Origin of the sequence: Bacillus salacetis, assembly GCF_003581585.1 — a bacterium.
GTDB classification, from domain to species: domain Bacteria; phylum Bacillota; class Bacilli; order Bacillales; family Bacillaceae_B; genus Rossellomorea; species Rossellomorea salacetis.
The window spans coordinates 91,383-106,009 of sequence record NZ_QXIR01000016.1 but is presented as its reverse complement, the minus strand read 5'-3'; the positions used below and the strand labels follow the sequence as shown (position 1 = coordinate 106,009).

At 44.4% G+C, this 14,627-nt stretch carries 16 protein-coding genes and 11 tRNA genes; 1 reads left to right on the top strand and 26 read right to left on the bottom strand.

Features of this window, described 5'->3' with window-relative positions:
* Positions 1 to 7 precede the first annotated feature (7 nt).
* The 12 genes from D3H55_RS12915 to D3H55_RS12860 all read right to left on the bottom strand — a co-directional run bounded on the left by D3H55_RS12915 (position 8) and on the right by D3H55_RS12860 (position 1,834).
* Positions 8 to 81 (bottom strand) — tRNA-Gly (locus D3H55_RS12915).
* Positions 82 to 97: 16 nt separating this feature from the next.
* Positions 98 to 174, bottom strand: a tRNA-Pro gene (locus D3H55_RS12910).
* 38 nt (positions 175 to 212) lie between these two features.
* Positions 213 to 289, bottom strand: a tRNA-Arg gene (locus D3H55_RS12905).
* Between the two features lie 12 nt (positions 290 to 301).
* Positions 302 to 387 (bottom strand) — tRNA-Leu (locus D3H55_RS12900).
* Positions 388 to 458: 71 nt separating this feature from the next.
* Positions 459 to 540: transfer RNA gene (locus D3H55_RS12895), tRNA-Leu, on the bottom strand.
* A 26-nt stretch (positions 541 to 566) separates the two neighbouring features.
* A tRNA-Lys gene (locus tag D3H55_RS12890) sits at positions 567 to 642 on the bottom strand.
* A gap of 4 nt (positions 643 to 646) precedes the next feature.
* Positions 647 to 721, bottom strand: a tRNA-Gln gene (locus tag D3H55_RS12885).
* An 87-nt stretch (positions 722 to 808) separates the two neighbouring features.
* Positions 809 to 885, bottom strand: a tRNA-Asp gene (locus D3H55_RS12880).
* A 140-nt stretch (positions 886 to 1,025) separates the two neighbouring features.
* Positions 1,026 to 1,100 (bottom strand) — tRNA-Glu (locus D3H55_RS12875).
* A 9-nt stretch (positions 1,101 to 1,109) separates the two neighbouring features.
* A tRNA-Ser gene (locus tag D3H55_RS12870) sits at positions 1,110 to 1,200 on the bottom strand.
* Positions 1,201 to 1,215: 15 nt separating this feature from the next.
* A tRNA-Asn gene (locus D3H55_RS12865) sits at positions 1,216 to 1,290 on the bottom strand.
* A 79-nt stretch (positions 1,291 to 1,369) separates the two neighbouring features.
* Entirely contained in the window at positions 1,370 to 1,834 is a 465-nt protein-coding gene (locus D3H55_RS12860; RefSeq protein WP_119547312.1) for a SprT family protein, read from the bottom strand.
* 422 nt (positions 1,835 to 2,256) lie between these two features.
* Here D3H55_RS12860 and cmpA point away from each other — a divergent pair, with 422 nt between their 5' ends.
* Positions 2,257 to 2,370, top strand: a complete 114-nt coding sequence (gene cmpA, locus D3H55_RS12855) for a cortex morphogenetic protein CmpA (RefSeq protein ID WP_006838640.1) — start codon at positions 2,257 to 2,259, stop codon at positions 2,368 to 2,370.
* A gap of 21 nt (positions 2,371 to 2,391) precedes the next feature.
* On the opposite strand, the gene D3H55_RS12850 is transcribed toward cmpA, so the two are convergent.
* The 14 genes from D3H55_RS12850 to acpS form a co-directional block, all read right to left on the bottom strand.
* Positions 2,392 to 4,578, bottom strand: coding sequence for a Tex family protein (locus D3H55_RS12850; RefSeq protein WP_205685480.1), 2,187 nt, complete (start codon positions 4,576 to 4,578; stop codon positions 2,392 to 2,394).
* Positions 4,579 to 4,730: 152 nt separating this feature from the next.
* The gene (locus D3H55_RS12845; protein WP_119547311.1) at positions 4,731 to 5,327 is read right to left on the bottom strand and encodes a PP2C family serine/threonine-protein phosphatase; all 597 of its coding nucleotides are present in this window, start codon (positions 5,325 to 5,327) and stop codon (positions 4,731 to 4,733) included.
* The gene (sigB, locus tag D3H55_RS12840) at positions 5,324 to 6,118 is read right to left on the bottom strand and encodes an RNA polymerase sigma factor SigB (protein ID WP_119547310.1); all 795 of its coding nucleotides are present in this window, start codon (positions 6,116 to 6,118) and stop codon (positions 5,324 to 5,326) included. Before sigB ends, D3H55_RS12845 begins: the two co-directional genes overlap by 4 nt.
* Positions 6,096 to 6,563, bottom strand: coding sequence for an anti-sigma B factor RsbW (rsbW, locus tag D3H55_RS12835; protein WP_276310237.1), 468 nt, complete (start codon positions 6,561 to 6,563; stop codon positions 6,096 to 6,098). The genes sigB and rsbW overlap by 23 nt, the downstream gene beginning before the upstream one ends.
* The gene (locus D3H55_RS12830; protein WP_119547308.1) at positions 6,563 to 6,895 is read right to left on the bottom strand and encodes an anti-sigma factor antagonist; all 333 of its coding nucleotides are present in this window, start codon (positions 6,893 to 6,895) and stop codon (positions 6,563 to 6,565) included. The genes rsbW and D3H55_RS12830 overlap by 1 nt, the downstream gene beginning before the upstream one ends.
* 68 nt (positions 6,896 to 6,963) lie before the next feature.
* Positions 6,964 to 7,974, bottom strand: a complete 1,011-nt coding sequence (locus tag D3H55_RS12825) for a PP2C family protein-serine/threonine phosphatase (protein ID WP_119547307.1) — start codon at positions 7,972 to 7,974, stop codon at positions 6,964 to 6,966.
* A gap of 10 nt (positions 7,975 to 7,984) precedes the next feature.
* Positions 7,985 to 8,386, bottom strand: coding sequence for an anti-sigma regulatory factor (locus D3H55_RS12820; protein ID WP_119547306.1), 402 nt, complete (start codon positions 8,384 to 8,386; stop codon positions 7,985 to 7,987).
* A 3-nt stretch (positions 8,387 to 8,389) separates the two neighbouring features.
* Positions 8,390 to 8,746: an STAS domain-containing protein gene (locus tag D3H55_RS12815; RefSeq protein ID WP_119547305.1), complete on the bottom strand. Its 357-nt coding sequence runs from the start codon at positions 8,744 to 8,746 to the stop codon at positions 8,390 to 8,392.
* On the bottom strand, positions 8,743 to 9,573 hold the full coding sequence (gene rsbRA / locus D3H55_RS12810) for an RsbT co-antagonist protein RsbRA (protein ID WP_119547304.1): 831 nt from the start codon (positions 9,571 to 9,573) through the stop codon (positions 8,743 to 8,745). The genes D3H55_RS12815 and rsbRA overlap by 4 nt, the downstream gene beginning before the upstream one ends.
* Before the next feature lie 390 nt (positions 9,574 to 9,963).
* Positions 9,964 to 10,314: a type II toxin-antitoxin system endoribonuclease NdoA gene (gene ndoA / locus D3H55_RS12805; RefSeq protein WP_006838214.1), complete on the bottom strand. Its 351-nt coding sequence runs from the start codon at positions 10,312 to 10,314 to the stop codon at positions 9,964 to 9,966.
* Positions 10,315 to 10,318: 4 nt separating this feature from the next.
* Positions 10,319 to 10,600: a CopG family ribbon-helix-helix protein gene (locus D3H55_RS12800; protein WP_006838213.1), complete on the bottom strand. Its 282-nt coding sequence runs from the start codon at positions 10,598 to 10,600 to the stop codon at positions 10,319 to 10,321.
* A gap of 212 nt (positions 10,601 to 10,812) precedes the next feature.
* Positions 10,813 to 11,997: an alanine racemase gene (gene alr / locus D3H55_RS12795; RefSeq protein WP_119547303.1), complete on the bottom strand. Its 1,185-nt coding sequence runs from the start codon at positions 11,995 to 11,997 to the stop codon at positions 10,813 to 10,815.
* Between the two features lie 621 nt (positions 11,998 to 12,618).
* Positions 12,619 to 13,635, bottom strand: coding sequence for a LolA family protein (locus D3H55_RS12785; RefSeq protein ID WP_119547301.1), 1,017 nt, complete (start codon positions 13,633 to 13,635; stop codon positions 12,619 to 12,621).
* A gap of 474 nt (positions 13,636 to 14,109) precedes the next feature.
* Positions 14,110 to 14,466 carry a holo-ACP synthase gene (acpS, locus tag D3H55_RS12780; RefSeq protein WP_119547300.1) on the bottom strand — a complete coding sequence of 119 codons (357 nt, stop codon included), beginning with the start codon at positions 14,464 to 14,466 and terminating at the stop codon, positions 14,110 to 14,112.
* Between the last annotated feature and the right edge of the window lie 161 nt (positions 14,467 to 14,627).

The following is a 14,627-nucleotide window of genomic DNA, read 5'->3' as shown; positions in this document are numbered from 1 at the left end:
TATATAATGGAGCGGGTGAAGGGAATCGAACCCTCATCATCAGCTTGGAAGGCTGAGGTTTTACCACTAAACTACACCCGCATATTCAAATGCTCACTGGTCGGGAAGACAGGATTTGAACCTGCGACCCCTTGGTCCCAAACCAAGTGCTCTACCAAGCTGAGCTACTCCCCGTTTTTGTCTCTCATCCCAAAACAGGATTGAGTCATAAATGGCGCGCCCGAGAGGAGTCGAACCCCTAACCTTTTGATCCGTAGTCAAACGCTCTATCCAATTGAGCTACGGGCGCAAAAATTTTGGTTGGTGCGGCCGAGAGGAGTCGAACCTCCACGGGGTTGCCCCCACTAGGCCCTCAACCTAGCGCGTCTGCCATTCCGCCACGACCGCGTTAAAAGCGACAAAGTCTATTATATAATTTCTAGCGTTAAATGTCAATCATTATTTTTAAAGAATAAAAGTGCGGGTGAAGGGAGTCGAACCCCCACGCCTTGCGGCGCCAGATCCTAAGTCTGGTGCGTCTGCCAATTCCGCCACACCCGCATAGTTTAAATTATTCCCACAAAAAATGGTGAGCCATGAAGGATTCGAACCTTCGACCCTCTGATTAAAAGTCAGATGCTCTACCAACTGAGCTAATGGCTCTCGATGGCTGGGCTAGCTGGATTCGAACCAACGCATGTCGCAGTCAAAGTGCGATGCCTTACCGCTTGGCTATAGCCCATCATTCGTTTAAATCTCACAAACGCGAGGTTTATAATATACCATGTTTCATTAATTAGTGTCAAGCACTTTTTTCAGAAACATTTAATGGCGGTCCGGACGGGACTCGAACCCGCGACCTCCTGCGTGACAGGCAGGCATTCTAACCAACTGAACTACCGGACCAGGGATTTTTGCTGACAAGCAAACTATCCTTCCTTTATGTAAGGGCTGGATATCACTTATCAAAATATCTCTCCTTAACGCAAGGAGCAGATACAAGTTCCAAAATATCTTTTCTTACTGTAAGAAATAAGATATTTAGATGGTGACCCGTACGGGATTCGAACCCGTGTTACCGCCGTGAAAGGGCGGTGTCTTAACCGCTTGACCAACGGGCCATTCTGCAATGGCGGAGAAGGAGGGATTTGAACCCTCGCGCCGCTTACACGACCTACACCCTTAGCAGGGGCGCCTCTTCAGCCACTTGAGTACTTCTCCACAACCTCAAAAAAATGGCTCCGCAGGCAGGACTCGAACCTGCGACCGATCGGTTAACAGCCGATAGCTCTACCACTGAGCTACTGCGGAACAAAAAATATTTAATGTCGTTGTCCGACTTTTATTATTATAACCACCTGAATAATAGTTGTCAACGGATATTTCAAACTTATTCAGAACTTACTTTTTCTAATGTAAGTCTGCCTTTGCACTTCCCGCAGACATACCGTTCTGTATTGATTCTGCGCCTTCTTTTGTAAGCAAGGCTGCAGCCTGTACATATATACAAAAGTGATCTTTGATGTTTCCTTGGCTGGGATTGAAGCGGGCTGCAATGTCTTGGTGCATCCACTTTTTTCATTAGATCCCGGAAATCTTTATCTCTGTGCTTGTATCCTTTTCCTTCTATATGTAAGTGGTAATGGCAAAGTTCATGTTTTATGATGCCGATAAGCTCCTGCACTCCATGCTCTTCTAAATATTTTCTATTGATTTCAATATTATGGGACCGCAGCATGTACCGCCCGCCAGTCGTGCGGAGCCTTTTATTGAAAAAAGCTTTATGCCTGAACTGTTTGCCGAAGCTCACTGCCGAAATTTCTTCAACCAGCTTCTGCAGCTCTCCATTTTCCATTTGGATTCAACTCCTTTTCGGTGAACCTGACAAACTATTATAGCATATAAATAAGTAAGATTTTCTACTGCCTATATATCCTTATTCATAACAGTTCACACTGGATTTTGCTCATTTAGTAAGGCTCTTCTCGCAAACTCTGCTGCTATTCAATATAAATTTCAAATTATAAACTGGTAATTCATCGAATATATCCCGGTGAGCAGGAATGAAAAGAGCTGCTCGTTCTTTTTAGAGAGTAAAACCTTGGTATACAGGGGGAAAATCCGGCACCTGGGGTTTTTCTGAAAACAATATATGCGTAAACAGCCTTTAGTAAAGCTGGAGGGCTCCTGGAGCTTATCCGCCCAGCTACCATTTCATAATGTCTGAACTATTCCGGTTTCACTAATTTAATGATCTAATTAGAAGGAGGTTTGGTTATGCCTAACTGGCTTGTCAGCCAAATGCGGAAAGCTTATTTTGAAAAGGACCGGTACCAGATCAAACTTCTCAATCAATGCTGGTACTTCTATAGAAAAAAACACTGCTCATAATAAGCAGTGTTCCTTCTTTGTCTATTCCTTCACCATCGATAAGGCGACTCTTCCTTTTTTCACATCTGCGCTCTCCACCCATACTGTCACTACATCTCCAACCGAGACTACATCCAGAGGGTGTTTCACAAACCCTTTGCGGAGTTTGGAGATATGGACAAGGCCGTCCTGTTTCACTCCTATATCCACGAACGCACCAAAATCCACTACGTTCCTGACAGTTCCCTGCAGTTCCATGCCCGGCTTCAAGTCTTCCAGCTTGAGTACATCCTTCTTTAGCAGCGGAGCCGACAATTCATCCCTAGGGTCGCGGCCTGGACGCACTAGGGCATCCAGAATATCTTTCAGCGTCAGTTTACCGATGCCCAGCTCTTCTGACAGTTCTTCAAGATTGATGCTCTCCACTCTTTTCTTCAGTTCTTCCGTTCCAAGAGAACGTTCGTCCAAGTCCAGCTTTTTAAGAAGCTTTCTGACCTCTTCGTAATTTTCAGGATGGATAGGCGTTCTGTCCAGCACTTCTTCACCATCGATGATCCTCAGGAAGCCGATGCACTGTTCATATGTCTTAGCTCCGAGACGAGGGATCTTCTTTAATTGTTTTCTCGAATTGATCCTGCCCTCTTCTTCTCTTTTCTTTACAATATTATTGGCTACCGTTTTTGATAGCCCTGCTACATATTGCAGCAACGATGCAGAGGCTGTATTGACGTTCACACCTACCTGGTTCACAACGGTTTCCACTACAAAGGTTAGGGAATCGTTCAGTTTTTTCTGTGATACGTCATGCTGATATTGACCAACCCCGACTGATTTCGGATCTATTTTCACAAGCTCTGCTAGCGGGTCCTGAAGCCTGCGTGCTATGGAGACAGCGCTCCGTTCCTCCACCTGCAACTCCGGAAACTCTTCCCTTGCAATGTCGGAAGCAGAATAGACACTGGCTCCTGCTTCATTGACGATAATATACGAGATGTCGCTGCCCAATTCCTTAAGATTGTCCACTGTAAACTGCTCGGTCTCCCTGGAGGCTGTCCCATTTCCGATAGCTACAATTTCAATATCATATTTTTGGAGCATCTTCTTAAATAGATCAGCAGCGGCTTCTCTTTTAGCTTTCGGAGGATGAGGATAGATTACATTGATATCCAGCACCTTCCCTGTCTGATCCACAACCGCCAATTTACATCCTGTTCGATAGGCCGGATCCACCCCCAGCACCATCTTCCCTTTTAACGGGGGCTGAAGGAGAAGCTTGCGCAAGTTCTCCGTGAAAATATGTATGGCGCGATCCTCTGCCGTTTCGGTCAGAGCGTTTCGTATCTCCCTCTCAATGGATGGCTGAATCAACCTTTTGTAACTGTCCTCTATCGCTTGTTCGATGGCTTGTGATGCAACAGATTCCTTCTTGATGACATTCTTCACAAGGAAGTTATGTATTCTATCCGCATTAGGCTCGATAGCTGCTTTCAGAACTCCTTCCTTCTCTCCCCTGTTTACAGCCAGCACGCGGTGCGGAACAATTTTGTTTACCGGCTCGCTATACTCGTAGTACATTTCGAAAACATTTTTTTCATCATCTGCATCTTTTTTTACAGAAGTGATCAGTGTGCCCGTTTTAAAAGTATCATTTCTGATCCACTCCCTGAATTTCGCATCATCAGAGACCATTTCTGCGATAATATCCTTTGCCCCGTCAATTGCTGCTTCTGCAGAATCCACTTCATTCTCGTCTGAAATGTACTTTCCCGCTTCTGCTTCCAGGCTCCCGGTGGTCGGAAACGACAACATCCATTCCGCCAAAGGTTCAAGCCCCTTTTCTTTAGCGACTGTTGCTTTGGTTCTCCGTTTTTGCTTATATGGACGATAAAGGTCTTCCACTGTTTGGAGTTTATCCGCTTTTTCAATTTCCTTCTTTAATTCTTCAGTCAGCTTCCCTTGCTCCTCAATCAGGCGAAGAACCTCTTCCTTGCGATTATGCAGGTTTTGAACATAGTTCCATGCATCCATCACTGCCCTGATCTGCACCTCATCCAATGCGCCGGTCTGTTCTTTGCGGTACCGGGCAATAAACGGAACCGTATTTCCTTCTTCCAGCAGGGAGATTACGCTTTTTATCTGTTTACTATTGATTGAAAGATCTTTAGAAATCTTTTCTATGAGATTAGGCTTTTCCAATACCAACGCCACTGCAATATCCCTCCAATTCATTACTTTACATACCAAGTTTACCATAGCCTCTGTTATATATACTGTTTGCGCTTCTTTCATTCCTGCTTGACGGCCGCTGCTTAGTCATCTTAGCTTGGAGACTCCTGATACAAATACATTAAGCAGCTAAAAAAGAAAAAGCCTACTCATATTCAGAGTAAGCTTCCTACTATAAACGTCGTATCGTCTGTTGGATCTGCCAGACGCAAGCTGATTTCATCATTGATTTTCCTTAAGGAATTACTATTTTGGAGCAAGGACTTAATATTGGTGATATTCAATCCATCAGAGTGCAGTAAGAATTTAGATTGAGGTTCGTACGTAAATCTTTGTGTCCTGTATTTTTGGGGCCTGCCTGAAAGGTAACCAGTTACCGGGAGGGGGTACGTCATTTTCCCTCCGGAGGAATAAAGATAGAACCGAATATTGCCAACACAACTGTATTCGAATTCATTGCTGCCATAATAAGCCTTCATGATAGCAACAGCTGCGCCTCTTTTATGCATCAATTCCTGATTACAGTAATCTATCAGGGTTGAAACATCCTCATGGTGATGCTTTTCTACCAGCTCAACTACAGCATTGGAGGATTCGTATGCAAACTCTCCGCTGCCCAAGCCGTCCGCCAGTATACAGATAAAGTAATCATCAGTGGATGTAAAAAAGAAACTGTCTCCACAATACGGGTTCTTCCCTTTTGCAACTTGCTTAGCATAAACCTCAATCTGATCTTGGACTAAATGAGTCATTCAGGATAACTCTCCGAATTTCTCATTTCTGCCTCTATAGCTTCCTTCAGCTTTTTGATCGCCCGCCTTTGAAGTCTGGAAACATGCATCTGTGAAATCCCCAACTTTTCTCCGGCGTCCTTTTGGCTGAGATTATCCAAATATGTATATTGAATAATAAGCCTTTCTCTCTCTGATAAAACATGGAGCACTTTCTCAAGGACGAGTTTCTGATTAATCCTCTCGTATCCTTCGTCGACACTTCCGACGATATCTAGAAGCGTAACTGTGCTGCCCTCGGAATCAGCTTCGATGGAATGGTCCACAGACAAAGCCTGATAACTTTTTCCCATCTCCATTGCTTCCAGGACTTCTTCTTCAGTCACTTCAAGATAATCCGCAATCTCTTCAACTTTTGGTGAACGTTCCAATGTATTGGTCAGCTCTTCAACCGTCGATTTGATTTTGGGCCCTAACTCTTTGATTCTTCGTGGCACGTGTACACTCCAGGTCTTATCACGGAGGAATCGCTTGATCTCACCCACGATTGTTGGGATCGCAAAAGCTTCAAAAGTCTTTCCAAAAGAATCATCGTAGCGGCGGATGGCACCTAACAAACCAATCATACCGACCTGCACAATATCCTCATGAAAGGATTTCCCCTTTGAATATTTGCGTGCTATGGATATTACAAGATTTTCATAATGGAGGACCAGATTACTCTGCGCTTCCTCGTCATTTTCTTCTTGATATGCTTTTATCCATTCTTTTACTTTTTCTTTTGTCTGGTTAGGTTGAGATAGTCTCGGCATCCTTCTCCACCTGCTCTCCTTCTAGGAACTTAGTCATGAAGACTGTTACACCTTCTTGGTGATGGACCTTCACTTCATCCATCAAGCTTTCAATAAGGTACAGCCCAAGGCCGCCTTCCCTGAGGAATTCCACAGAGTTTTCAGCATCGTATGGACCAACTTCTTCACGTGTCTTCTTGAAATCAAAGCTCTCACCATTATCCGCTACCATTACTTCCAACCGTTCTTCATATAAAGCGAATCCGACTGTAATCTCTCCGGTATCATCCTTATAAGCATGCTGTACCGCATTGGTGATGGCTTCACTTGCTGCTATCTTCAAATCTTCGATAGCATCATAGGTAAAACCCATTCTGCTGGCGATGCCGGAAAGAGTCAGCCGGATTACCCCCACGAATTCTGGCTTAGCAGGGATTTTCATCTCGATGTAGTCAAAATCTTGCATTATTCTACGCCACCTTTTACCTCGGAATTAATATTCATAATATCCCCAAGTCCTGTAATCTCAAACAGGCGTTTTAAGCGTTCTGACAAACCATTTAAATAAAGCTGGCCGCCATTTGCATTAATGGTCTTGAATAAGCCAACAAAAACCCCTAAGCCTGTACTGTCCATATAGGAAACCTCGGATAAATCAACATTCATTACCACATTTTCTTCTTCAGCTGAAGAAGAAAGGGCATCTTTCAATTTAGGAGCCGTATAGGCATCTATTTCTCCGTTCACTTTTACATCGATCACTTTATCATTTTCGTTCAAATCTATCGTCAAATTCATCAATTTTCACCTCTTCTATAAATCCATCGCTATATTTGTTTACCCTAACTTCCGGATAATAAACATGATCAACAAATTCTTTTCAATATGATGAGGGTGAAGTCATCCCTGAGCTGAAAATGCTGGAGCCTTTCCAGCTCTTTATATACATTGGTCACAATCTCCGGGGCTGGAAGATGGATATACTTTTCTATGAATCCAATCAGGTCCTCCCTTTCGATGAACCCTTCTTCTGTCCTGCACTCTGTGACGCCGTCAGAAAGAAGGATGATCAAATCGCCAACGTTGACTTGACGTTCATACTGTCTGTACTTCGCCCTTTTATCTACTCCCAGCAGGAGACCCTTCGCATCAAGGTCTTCAAACTCGCCGCTTTTGTAGTTATAAAAAAAGCCAGGTTCATGCCCGGCTGAAGAATAATAGAAGTTATGTTTATATGGATCATACATACCATAAAACATGGTTATGAACATGCTTGGATCAACGTTCATTTCTACTACTCTATTGAGGCTTTCCAAAACGGCACTTGGATAATGGCGGTGCTCAGGAAGGCTGTCCATCGCATATTTAATCATGGACATGCAAAGTGCCGCAGGTATCCCTTTACCGATTACATCGGCAATGGCCACACTTATATAATCATTGTCATCCTGGACAAAGTGATGGTAATCGCCATTCATCCTTTTGGCAGGTACGCTGATCGCCCCGATATCCAGCGCATCGATCTCAGGTATCGTTGTACCGAGCAGGGTCTGCTGCATATTCGAAGCGATTTCGATTTCATTATTCAGTTCCTGCTGTTTCGAACGCAGGCTTTGGTGTTCACGATAAGCAAATCCATACCCTATCATGACTTCTAGTAAAATATCAAAAGAATCAAGCACTCTCTCAGATAATCCCGGCTCCATTTCAAGCATGATGCTCTTATGGAGACTGATGATTTCTTCCGGGGATATATTATGTTCTATCGATTTGCGGCTGAACTTCTGGCCCAGATACAGCGCCTGTTCATCCTGCTCCTTCAGATAGTTCTCGATGATTTCTTTATATTTGACATCCATCAATTCTCTAAAGTCCATGTCACTCCCCCTAGCGGAGCCACTTTGTAGCTCTTATATCAGTACCTTCTCCCGGGGTAGATTCCACATTGAATTCATCCATCAACCGCTTTACACCCGGCAGTCCGGCACCCAGTCCTCCTGAAGTTGAAAATCCGTCTTCCATCACTTTTCGGATGTCCTTAATTCCAGGCCCTTCATCCAAAGCGATGATACGGACACCGTTCTTTCCGTTCTCGCTTAATTTCTCAATACATATCTGGCCCTGTCCGGCATATAGGTATATATTTCTTGCCAGTTCAGAGATTGCAGTGGTTATCCGGGCTTGGTCGACTGTGCCAAATCCCAAATCCTTCGCTACATTACGACCCAGCTGTCGGGCTGCAACGATATCCCACTCATTAGTAATCTTAACGCAGGATTGGATTTCCATTCACTAGTCCCCCAATTCCTGTTGTAATTTCTCCAAACCTTTTTCTAGATCCAAGGCTGTCAATACATCATCCAGATGAATGCCAAGCTCGATAAGTGTAATGGCAACAGCCGGCTGTATCCCTGTAATGACGACTTTCGCCCCCATCAGCCTGGACATATTGATTACGTCGCCAAGCACCTTTGCAATGAAAGAGTCAATGAAGTCGATGGAAGTAATATCGATCACCACGCCCTTGGCGCTCGTCTCATGAATCTTATGAAGCAGGTCTTCCTGGAATTGAAGTGCGGTTTGGTCATCCAATTCCCATTGAATGGATATTAACAGACAGTCATGCAGCTTTAATATTGGTATTCTCACACTGTTCCCTCCGTTGAAACAATTTTTCTATTAGTCATTTCCAAGGCTTTTTCAATACCTTTTCTTAAAGTACTGTTTGTGCTGAATTGGTTCAGGTCGATTCCGAGATTGACGATCGTCTGCGCAATTTCCGGCCGGATCCCCACAAGCATGCATTGGGCACCGACGAGCCGGACAGCCTCTGATGCCTGTATGATATGGTGGGCCACCATTGTATCCACCACCGGTACCCCGGTAATATCAATCAGCACGACTTCGGCACGGTGCTTCACAACCCCTGTCAGCAGATTCTCCATAATCAGCCTTGCACGTTCGGTATCGATCGTGCCGACAAGCGGCATGACAGAAATTTTCTCAAACACCGGAATCAATGGAGCAGATAGTTCCTGAAGGGCAATCTTTTGCAGGGAAACTGTTTTTTCCCAGGTTTTCGCATAAGCCTGTACAATTTCGTTGTACATAGGTGAAAGCCACTTATCAAAGTCCTCCACTGCCTGCTTATGATTTTCATCATTGATCTTGCCTGCTTCAGTCAGATTGTCATAAACAATCCGGCCAAACATACGGAGCCCAGATGTAACAAATGTCAGCGGCCAGCCGAGCCGGACCACCCTCTCGGCAAAATCATCAAGTCTCGCGGAATACTCCTTGGAGTCTTCCAGATTCGAGACAAGCAGATCAACGAACTCATGGCTGGTTTTCGTAAATATTTGATCGGATACGACTTCAGTGACAATATCATCTGACTCATCCTTCATTATTTCCATCCATCTTGAGACAAACTCTGTTTTATTTTCCTTGATTGTTCCTATAAGGTCGTTAAACATCTAGTCCTCCCCATATTATCATAAAGATTTTCTGTTCCCTCTTAGAGGTGCCAGTTGTAACTTCGATTTAAAATAAGTAAAAAATATATGATAGCACTCCGGAAATGGTAACATACCACCCCTGACAAACACACCAGGAAAAAACAGAATTTTTCAATTGAATGATTGGATTTCCCCTAATCTCCTTTATATTATAAGTATTATTTGATTATTTGTCATATATTCTCCACTATACACCTGAAAGGCTGCTTTATCCAACCGCTTGCAAAGGCCGAAAAGATAAAATTATAAACAAAAAAGCCCAGCAAGCATTTAAACACCGCTGAACTTTTCAGTCTATCCTTTGTACATATAAAAAAAGAACACTCCAAACCAGAGAGCGTTCTTTTGTCAAAATTGTATGAGTCCTACGCTGATCTGCAGGGCATCATCCACTTTTTCCATCATTTCATCATCTAAATGCGTAATCTTATCCGTTAAACGCTGTTTATCGATGGTTCGAATCTGTTCGAGCAAGATAACGGAATCTCTTTCAAAGCCATAACGCTTTGCATCAATCTCAACATGAGTAGGCAGTTTTGCTTTTTGAATCTGGGCTGTGATGGCAGCCACGATCACTGTGGGACTGAACCGATTGCCGATATCGTTCTGAATAACAAGAACAGGCCTTACGCCTCCCTGCTCGGATCCGACTACCGGGGAAAGGTCCGCAAAATAGACGTCACCACGCTTGACAATCAAAGGATTAGCCTCCACTCACTAAACGTTCGACTGTATGCTCTGCCTCATATTCCGCCTGAATGGCTTCAGAAGCGATAGCAAGATTGATCTTTGCCATTTCCATATATCCACGTCTCATTGTTTCACGGATTTGGCGCTTCTTACGTTCCCGAAGATACATCTTAGTCGCACGATAGATATACTCATTGCGATTTACGTTTTCTTGTTCTGCAAAGCCGTCAAGTTCTGTAACGAGCTGTTGCGGTAAGCGAATTAAGATTTCTGTTGTTGTGCTGGATTCAGACACAAACCACACCTCCACCAATCACTATATACCGTTTCGTTTACTACCATACCTATCATACCATCAATTGCCGCAAGATAAAAGGCTAAAATGAAATCATTCTCTATTATCGGCCTATCCACTGGAGAATTATGCATCTTTTACCTAAGGCATGTAAATTTCCCATTATTGAAGAAGCCTTAATATCTCCCAGCCCGATGTGCGGCAGCCGCGATTCATTTTTTATAAAATCCACTTGTAGCAAGCAGCTGATTGGATACTTCAACCGGTTCCCCGGCCTTTATATAAATCCGCGGCACCCTGTTGGAGATGATGCACGGGATCTCATAGTTGATGGTATCCAGCTTCCCGGCAATTTCATCCATTGAAATGAAATCATCCCCCTGGCTTCCGATCAATGTTACCTTCGCGCCCGGTGCAATTTCACCCGGAAGGCTGATCATGCATTGATCCATGCAGATCCTGCCGACAATCGGGGCCCGTTTTCCTTCCACCAGGACTTCCTGGCCCTGCAGCCTCCTTAGCCAGCCGTCGGCATAGCCAATCGGCAATGTGCCAATCCATTCATCCTTTTTCGTTTCGTAAGTCGCCCCATAACTTACCTTTTCCCCTGCCTCTAGCTCCTTCACCTGGACCAGCCTGGAGTGAAGGGAGAAGGCCTGTTCCAGCTGGAACGGAAGAACACTCTTCATTTCCAGCGAAGGCGAAAGCCCGTACATCGCAATTCCTGCCCTTACCGCATTGAAATGGGACTCAGGATGTGAGAGTGTCGCTGCACTATTGGAGCTGTGAATATATCTCGGACGTTCGGATAATGCAGATAACATTTCTTCAAATGCCGATAATTGCTTATCAAAATACTCCGTATCCAGTTCATCTGCCGTGGCAAAGTGAGTAAAGATCCCTTCCAGGAGGAACTTATCTTCATTTCTAATGAACGCCTCCACCTTTTGCAGATCGGCTGAGTTCCTGATTCCGATACGCCCCATCCCTGTGTCACATTTAATATGGAGGTTCAACTTTCCACTTTTCTGCTGAAGGAATCCCTTTGCGCTTTCAAGCCAACCATAATCGAATACAGTAAGCGAGATATCATGGTCCATAGCAAGAAAAGCATCTTCTGCCCTCGTAGCTCCCAGCACCAGAATCGGCGCATCGATCCCATTTTCCCTGAGCGAAATGGCTTCATCCAGGAATGCAACAGCCAGTCCGCCGGCTCCGGCTTCGAGCGCCGTGCGGGCAGTCTGGACATCGCCATGGCCATATGCATTTGCCTTCACTACCGCAAACATGGTAACGTCCTTCGGCAAATGCTGTTTAATATTTTGAACATTTTTGTATAGATGATCAAGATTGATTTCCACCCAGGTATCCCTGAAAAATCGGGTTTGAGTAATCAAAATGAATTCACTTCCTCTTTCTGAGCAGCTGATATATAGGCGGCAAACCCCGCCGCATTAGAGTTTTCCAAAGGCTCTTTTCGTAAACTTTGTTGCTATTCAATATAAATTTCAAACAATATCCTGGTAAATCACCGGAAAAACCCCTGTGAGCAGGAAAGAAAAGAGCTGCTCGTTCTTTTTCGAGAGAAGAACCTCTGAATACAGGGGAAAAATCCGGCATCTGGGATTTTTCCGAAAGCACCCATATATGCGAAAACAGCCTTTTCAAATAAATCACCGCTTTCGTAATAATTCCAAAAGCCGGTTCCTCCCATGATCCAGGTTTTTCTCTCCAGAGCCGCTCTTTTCTTTCCGGTTATTCAATACTCTCCTAAATAGAGCATTATGAACCGATGAAAACTTGATAAAATCGATTATTCTCTTAGGGCCTCCCGCTGTCAAACCCTATATTTCCTATTTACTCCGAAAACCGCCAGATCTTCAAACCTTTTCAAAAAGCTGGCACTTTCCGGAGTGTATGATGCCTGTTTAAGAATTATACCAAATCTTCTCCTTGTTTATCTAACAGAAGCTAAAATAGGAGCTGCCCTATATAGAGCAGCTCCGTCGGTAAAGTCTTTATTTCACCATCGATCCCTGGACTGACCGGGCGATTTCTGTCATTTCATCAGGAGTCAGGTCATTGGAGGCAAGCATATAATCGACCCCATCATACGTCCATGCAATCGTACGGTCGGTCATTGCCGCAATCGTAAAGCCAAGGTCCTGAATCTCACCGTTTACGGATGTGGATACCGTTACGGCAGGTACGTCAGTTGATTTTTCCTGAACTAGCGTGAACGACTTCTCTCCATCGTAAGTAAGGACAACACGTTTTCCATCATCTGTCTTCACTTCTTTTTCCTCTACCAGTTCAGCTCCGTTTTCAGCTGCCGCCAAAGGATAATTCACAGTGAACTCTCCATCATCAACAGCTGCGGTCACAGGCATTTCAAGCTGGGCACCAGTCATGTTCTTCTTCATATCAAAATCGTTCTTATCGAATGCCGCTTTTGTATCCATCTTGGAAAACTCAACGGTCACAAGCGCGTTCCGGTCAGCATCCATCACTTTGACAGAGGCCGGTGTCAAATCCTTCTTGTTGAAACTGATTTCCTGGGAAGGGAGCATTTGGCTGTTTTGGTATCTGGTTGCTGTTTCAAAGACATAGTGCTTATCCGTCGCCGTGAATTTGGCATCCTTGTCGGCTTTAATATCTTCTACGAGCGACTCAAAAAGATACGCCTGGCTGCTGTTGTTCGGCCAGTCACTTTCAAACTTGAAGCTCTTGTTCAACGCAGGTGTCAAAACAAAAACTCCCTCGTCATTCCGCAAAATCATCTGGCTTTGCTCTTTTGCAGGATTTGATAAGTTCACCCGGTAGTAATTGGGGTCATTATGCCAAATATCCACATCATACGTCTGCGGTTCATCACCCACCTGAAGAGTCATCTTTGCTTTCGCTTTATATCCCTTCATATCTTCCGCTTTTGCACTCAAATCCTTCAGAACATCCTCTTGGGATTTCGCTCCGCAGGCAGCAAGCATTACTATCGCCAACATTGCCGCAGCCAACACCACTAACTTCTTCTTCATCCTTTCAACCCCTTTTATCTCAGTTAACGTATTAGAGAGAGGGGAAAACCAGCCAGCACGAATGAACTGTCATCCAATCAAGCCCGCTCAACATCTGCCGTCCGCAATCCTATGGAAAAACAGCAATCCTGCTGCCGGCTGGTCTTGTCTCTCCTATTGCACTACGAATATATGAGACAACCTCAAGGTTTATGCTAGGAAAGATGACAAGCCGGAAAAAATTAATTGATGATATGGCTGGTTAAAAGGGACGGGACCCATAGTTTTTTTGTGAATGTTCTTGAGGTTTCTTTAAGGTGATATTCGGTGTACTAGCCTCTCTATTCAAGACGGATCACTACGCCACTTCCAGGCCGTTTTGAGGGCCTTTTACCGGCTTGGTGTATTTGAAACTCTTCTTCAAGACAGTTCCCGACCTATTTCTTTTGTTTCTTGTCCTTGAAAGGTCCCCACCCATAGCCCCCAACCCTCAAACTAATCCAGCTCTTCTATAATCACCTGTGCAGCAGCAAAATCCCGGCTGTGCGTGATGGAAAGGTGAACACCTTTTTCAACCGGAGCAGCAACATAAGGCTTTCCGGATGGATCTTTTCTGATTTCAATATCATTAAAAGAGAGCTCAGCCCCGATTCCCGTTCCGCAGGCTTTGGCAAATGCCTCCTTCGCAGCAAACCTGCCTGCAAGGAATTCGCTACGGCGGGTGCCGCTTAAAGATAAGTAATGATCTGCTTCCGCTGCAGTCAGTACTCTCTTGATGAATTTTGGCTGCCTTTCCGCAAGCTTGTCTATTCTTTCGATCTCTACAATGTCCAGGCCGATTCCTCTGATCATTTAAATCCTCCTCATTCTATTTCTATCTATGTTTACATAGTATTAGTACAAGATATCCCAATCTGATATTACCATACTTCCCGCTGTCCACTTGGCGTGTATACAGGTAGAATATTAGAAGTATGGATCGCCGCTTATCCGGACATACCGCTATTATAGGA

What these genes read in the sequence shown, in the direction of transcription:
- D3H55_RS12860 (WP_119547312.1), bottom strand. Translation starts at nt 1,834, where the DNA reads ATGGAAAATGGAGAGCTGCAGAAGCTGGTTGAAGAAATTTCGGCAGTG.
- cmpA (WP_006838640.1), top strand. Translation starts at nt 2,257, where the DNA reads ATGCCTAACTGGCTTGTCAGCCAAATGCGGAAAGCTTATTTTGAAAAG.
- D3H55_RS12850 (WP_205685480.1), bottom strand. Translation starts at nt 4,578, where the DNA reads ATGAATTGGAGGGATATTGCAGTGGCGTTGGTATTGGAAAAGCCTAAT.
- D3H55_RS12845 (WP_119547311.1), bottom strand. Translation starts at nt 5,327, where the DNA reads ATGACTCATTTAGTCCAAGATCAGATTGAGGTTTATGCTAAGCAAGTT.
- sigB (WP_119547310.1), bottom strand. Translation starts at nt 6,118, where the DNA reads ATGCCGAGACTATCTCAACCTAACCAGACAAAAGAAAAAGTAAAAGAA.
- rsbW (WP_276310237.1), bottom strand. Translation starts at nt 6,563, where the DNA reads ATGCAAGATTTTGACTACATCGAGATGAAAATCCCTGCTAAGCCAGAA.
- D3H55_RS12830 (WP_119547308.1), bottom strand. Translation starts at nt 6,895, where the DNA reads ATGAATTTGACGATAGATTTGAACGAAAATGATAAAGTGATCGATGTA.
- D3H55_RS12825 (WP_119547307.1), bottom strand. Translation starts at nt 7,974, where the DNA reads ATGGACTTTAGAGAATTGATGGATGTCAAATATAAAGAAATCATCGAG.
- D3H55_RS12820 (WP_119547306.1), bottom strand. Translation starts at nt 8,386, where the DNA reads ATGGAAATCCAATCCTGCGTTAAGATTACTAATGAGTGGGATATCGTT.
- rsbRA (WP_119547304.1), bottom strand. Translation starts at nt 9,573, where the DNA reads ATGTTTAACGACCTTATAGGAACAATCAAGGAAAATAAAACAGAGTTT.
- D3H55_RS12785 (WP_119547301.1), bottom strand. Translation starts at nt 13,635, where the DNA reads ATGAAGAAGAAGTTAGTGGTGTTGGCTGCGGCAATGTTGGCGATAGTA.
- acpS (WP_119547300.1), bottom strand. Translation starts at nt 14,466, where the DNA reads ATGATCAGAGGAATCGGCCTGGACATTGTAGAGATCGAAAGAATAGAC.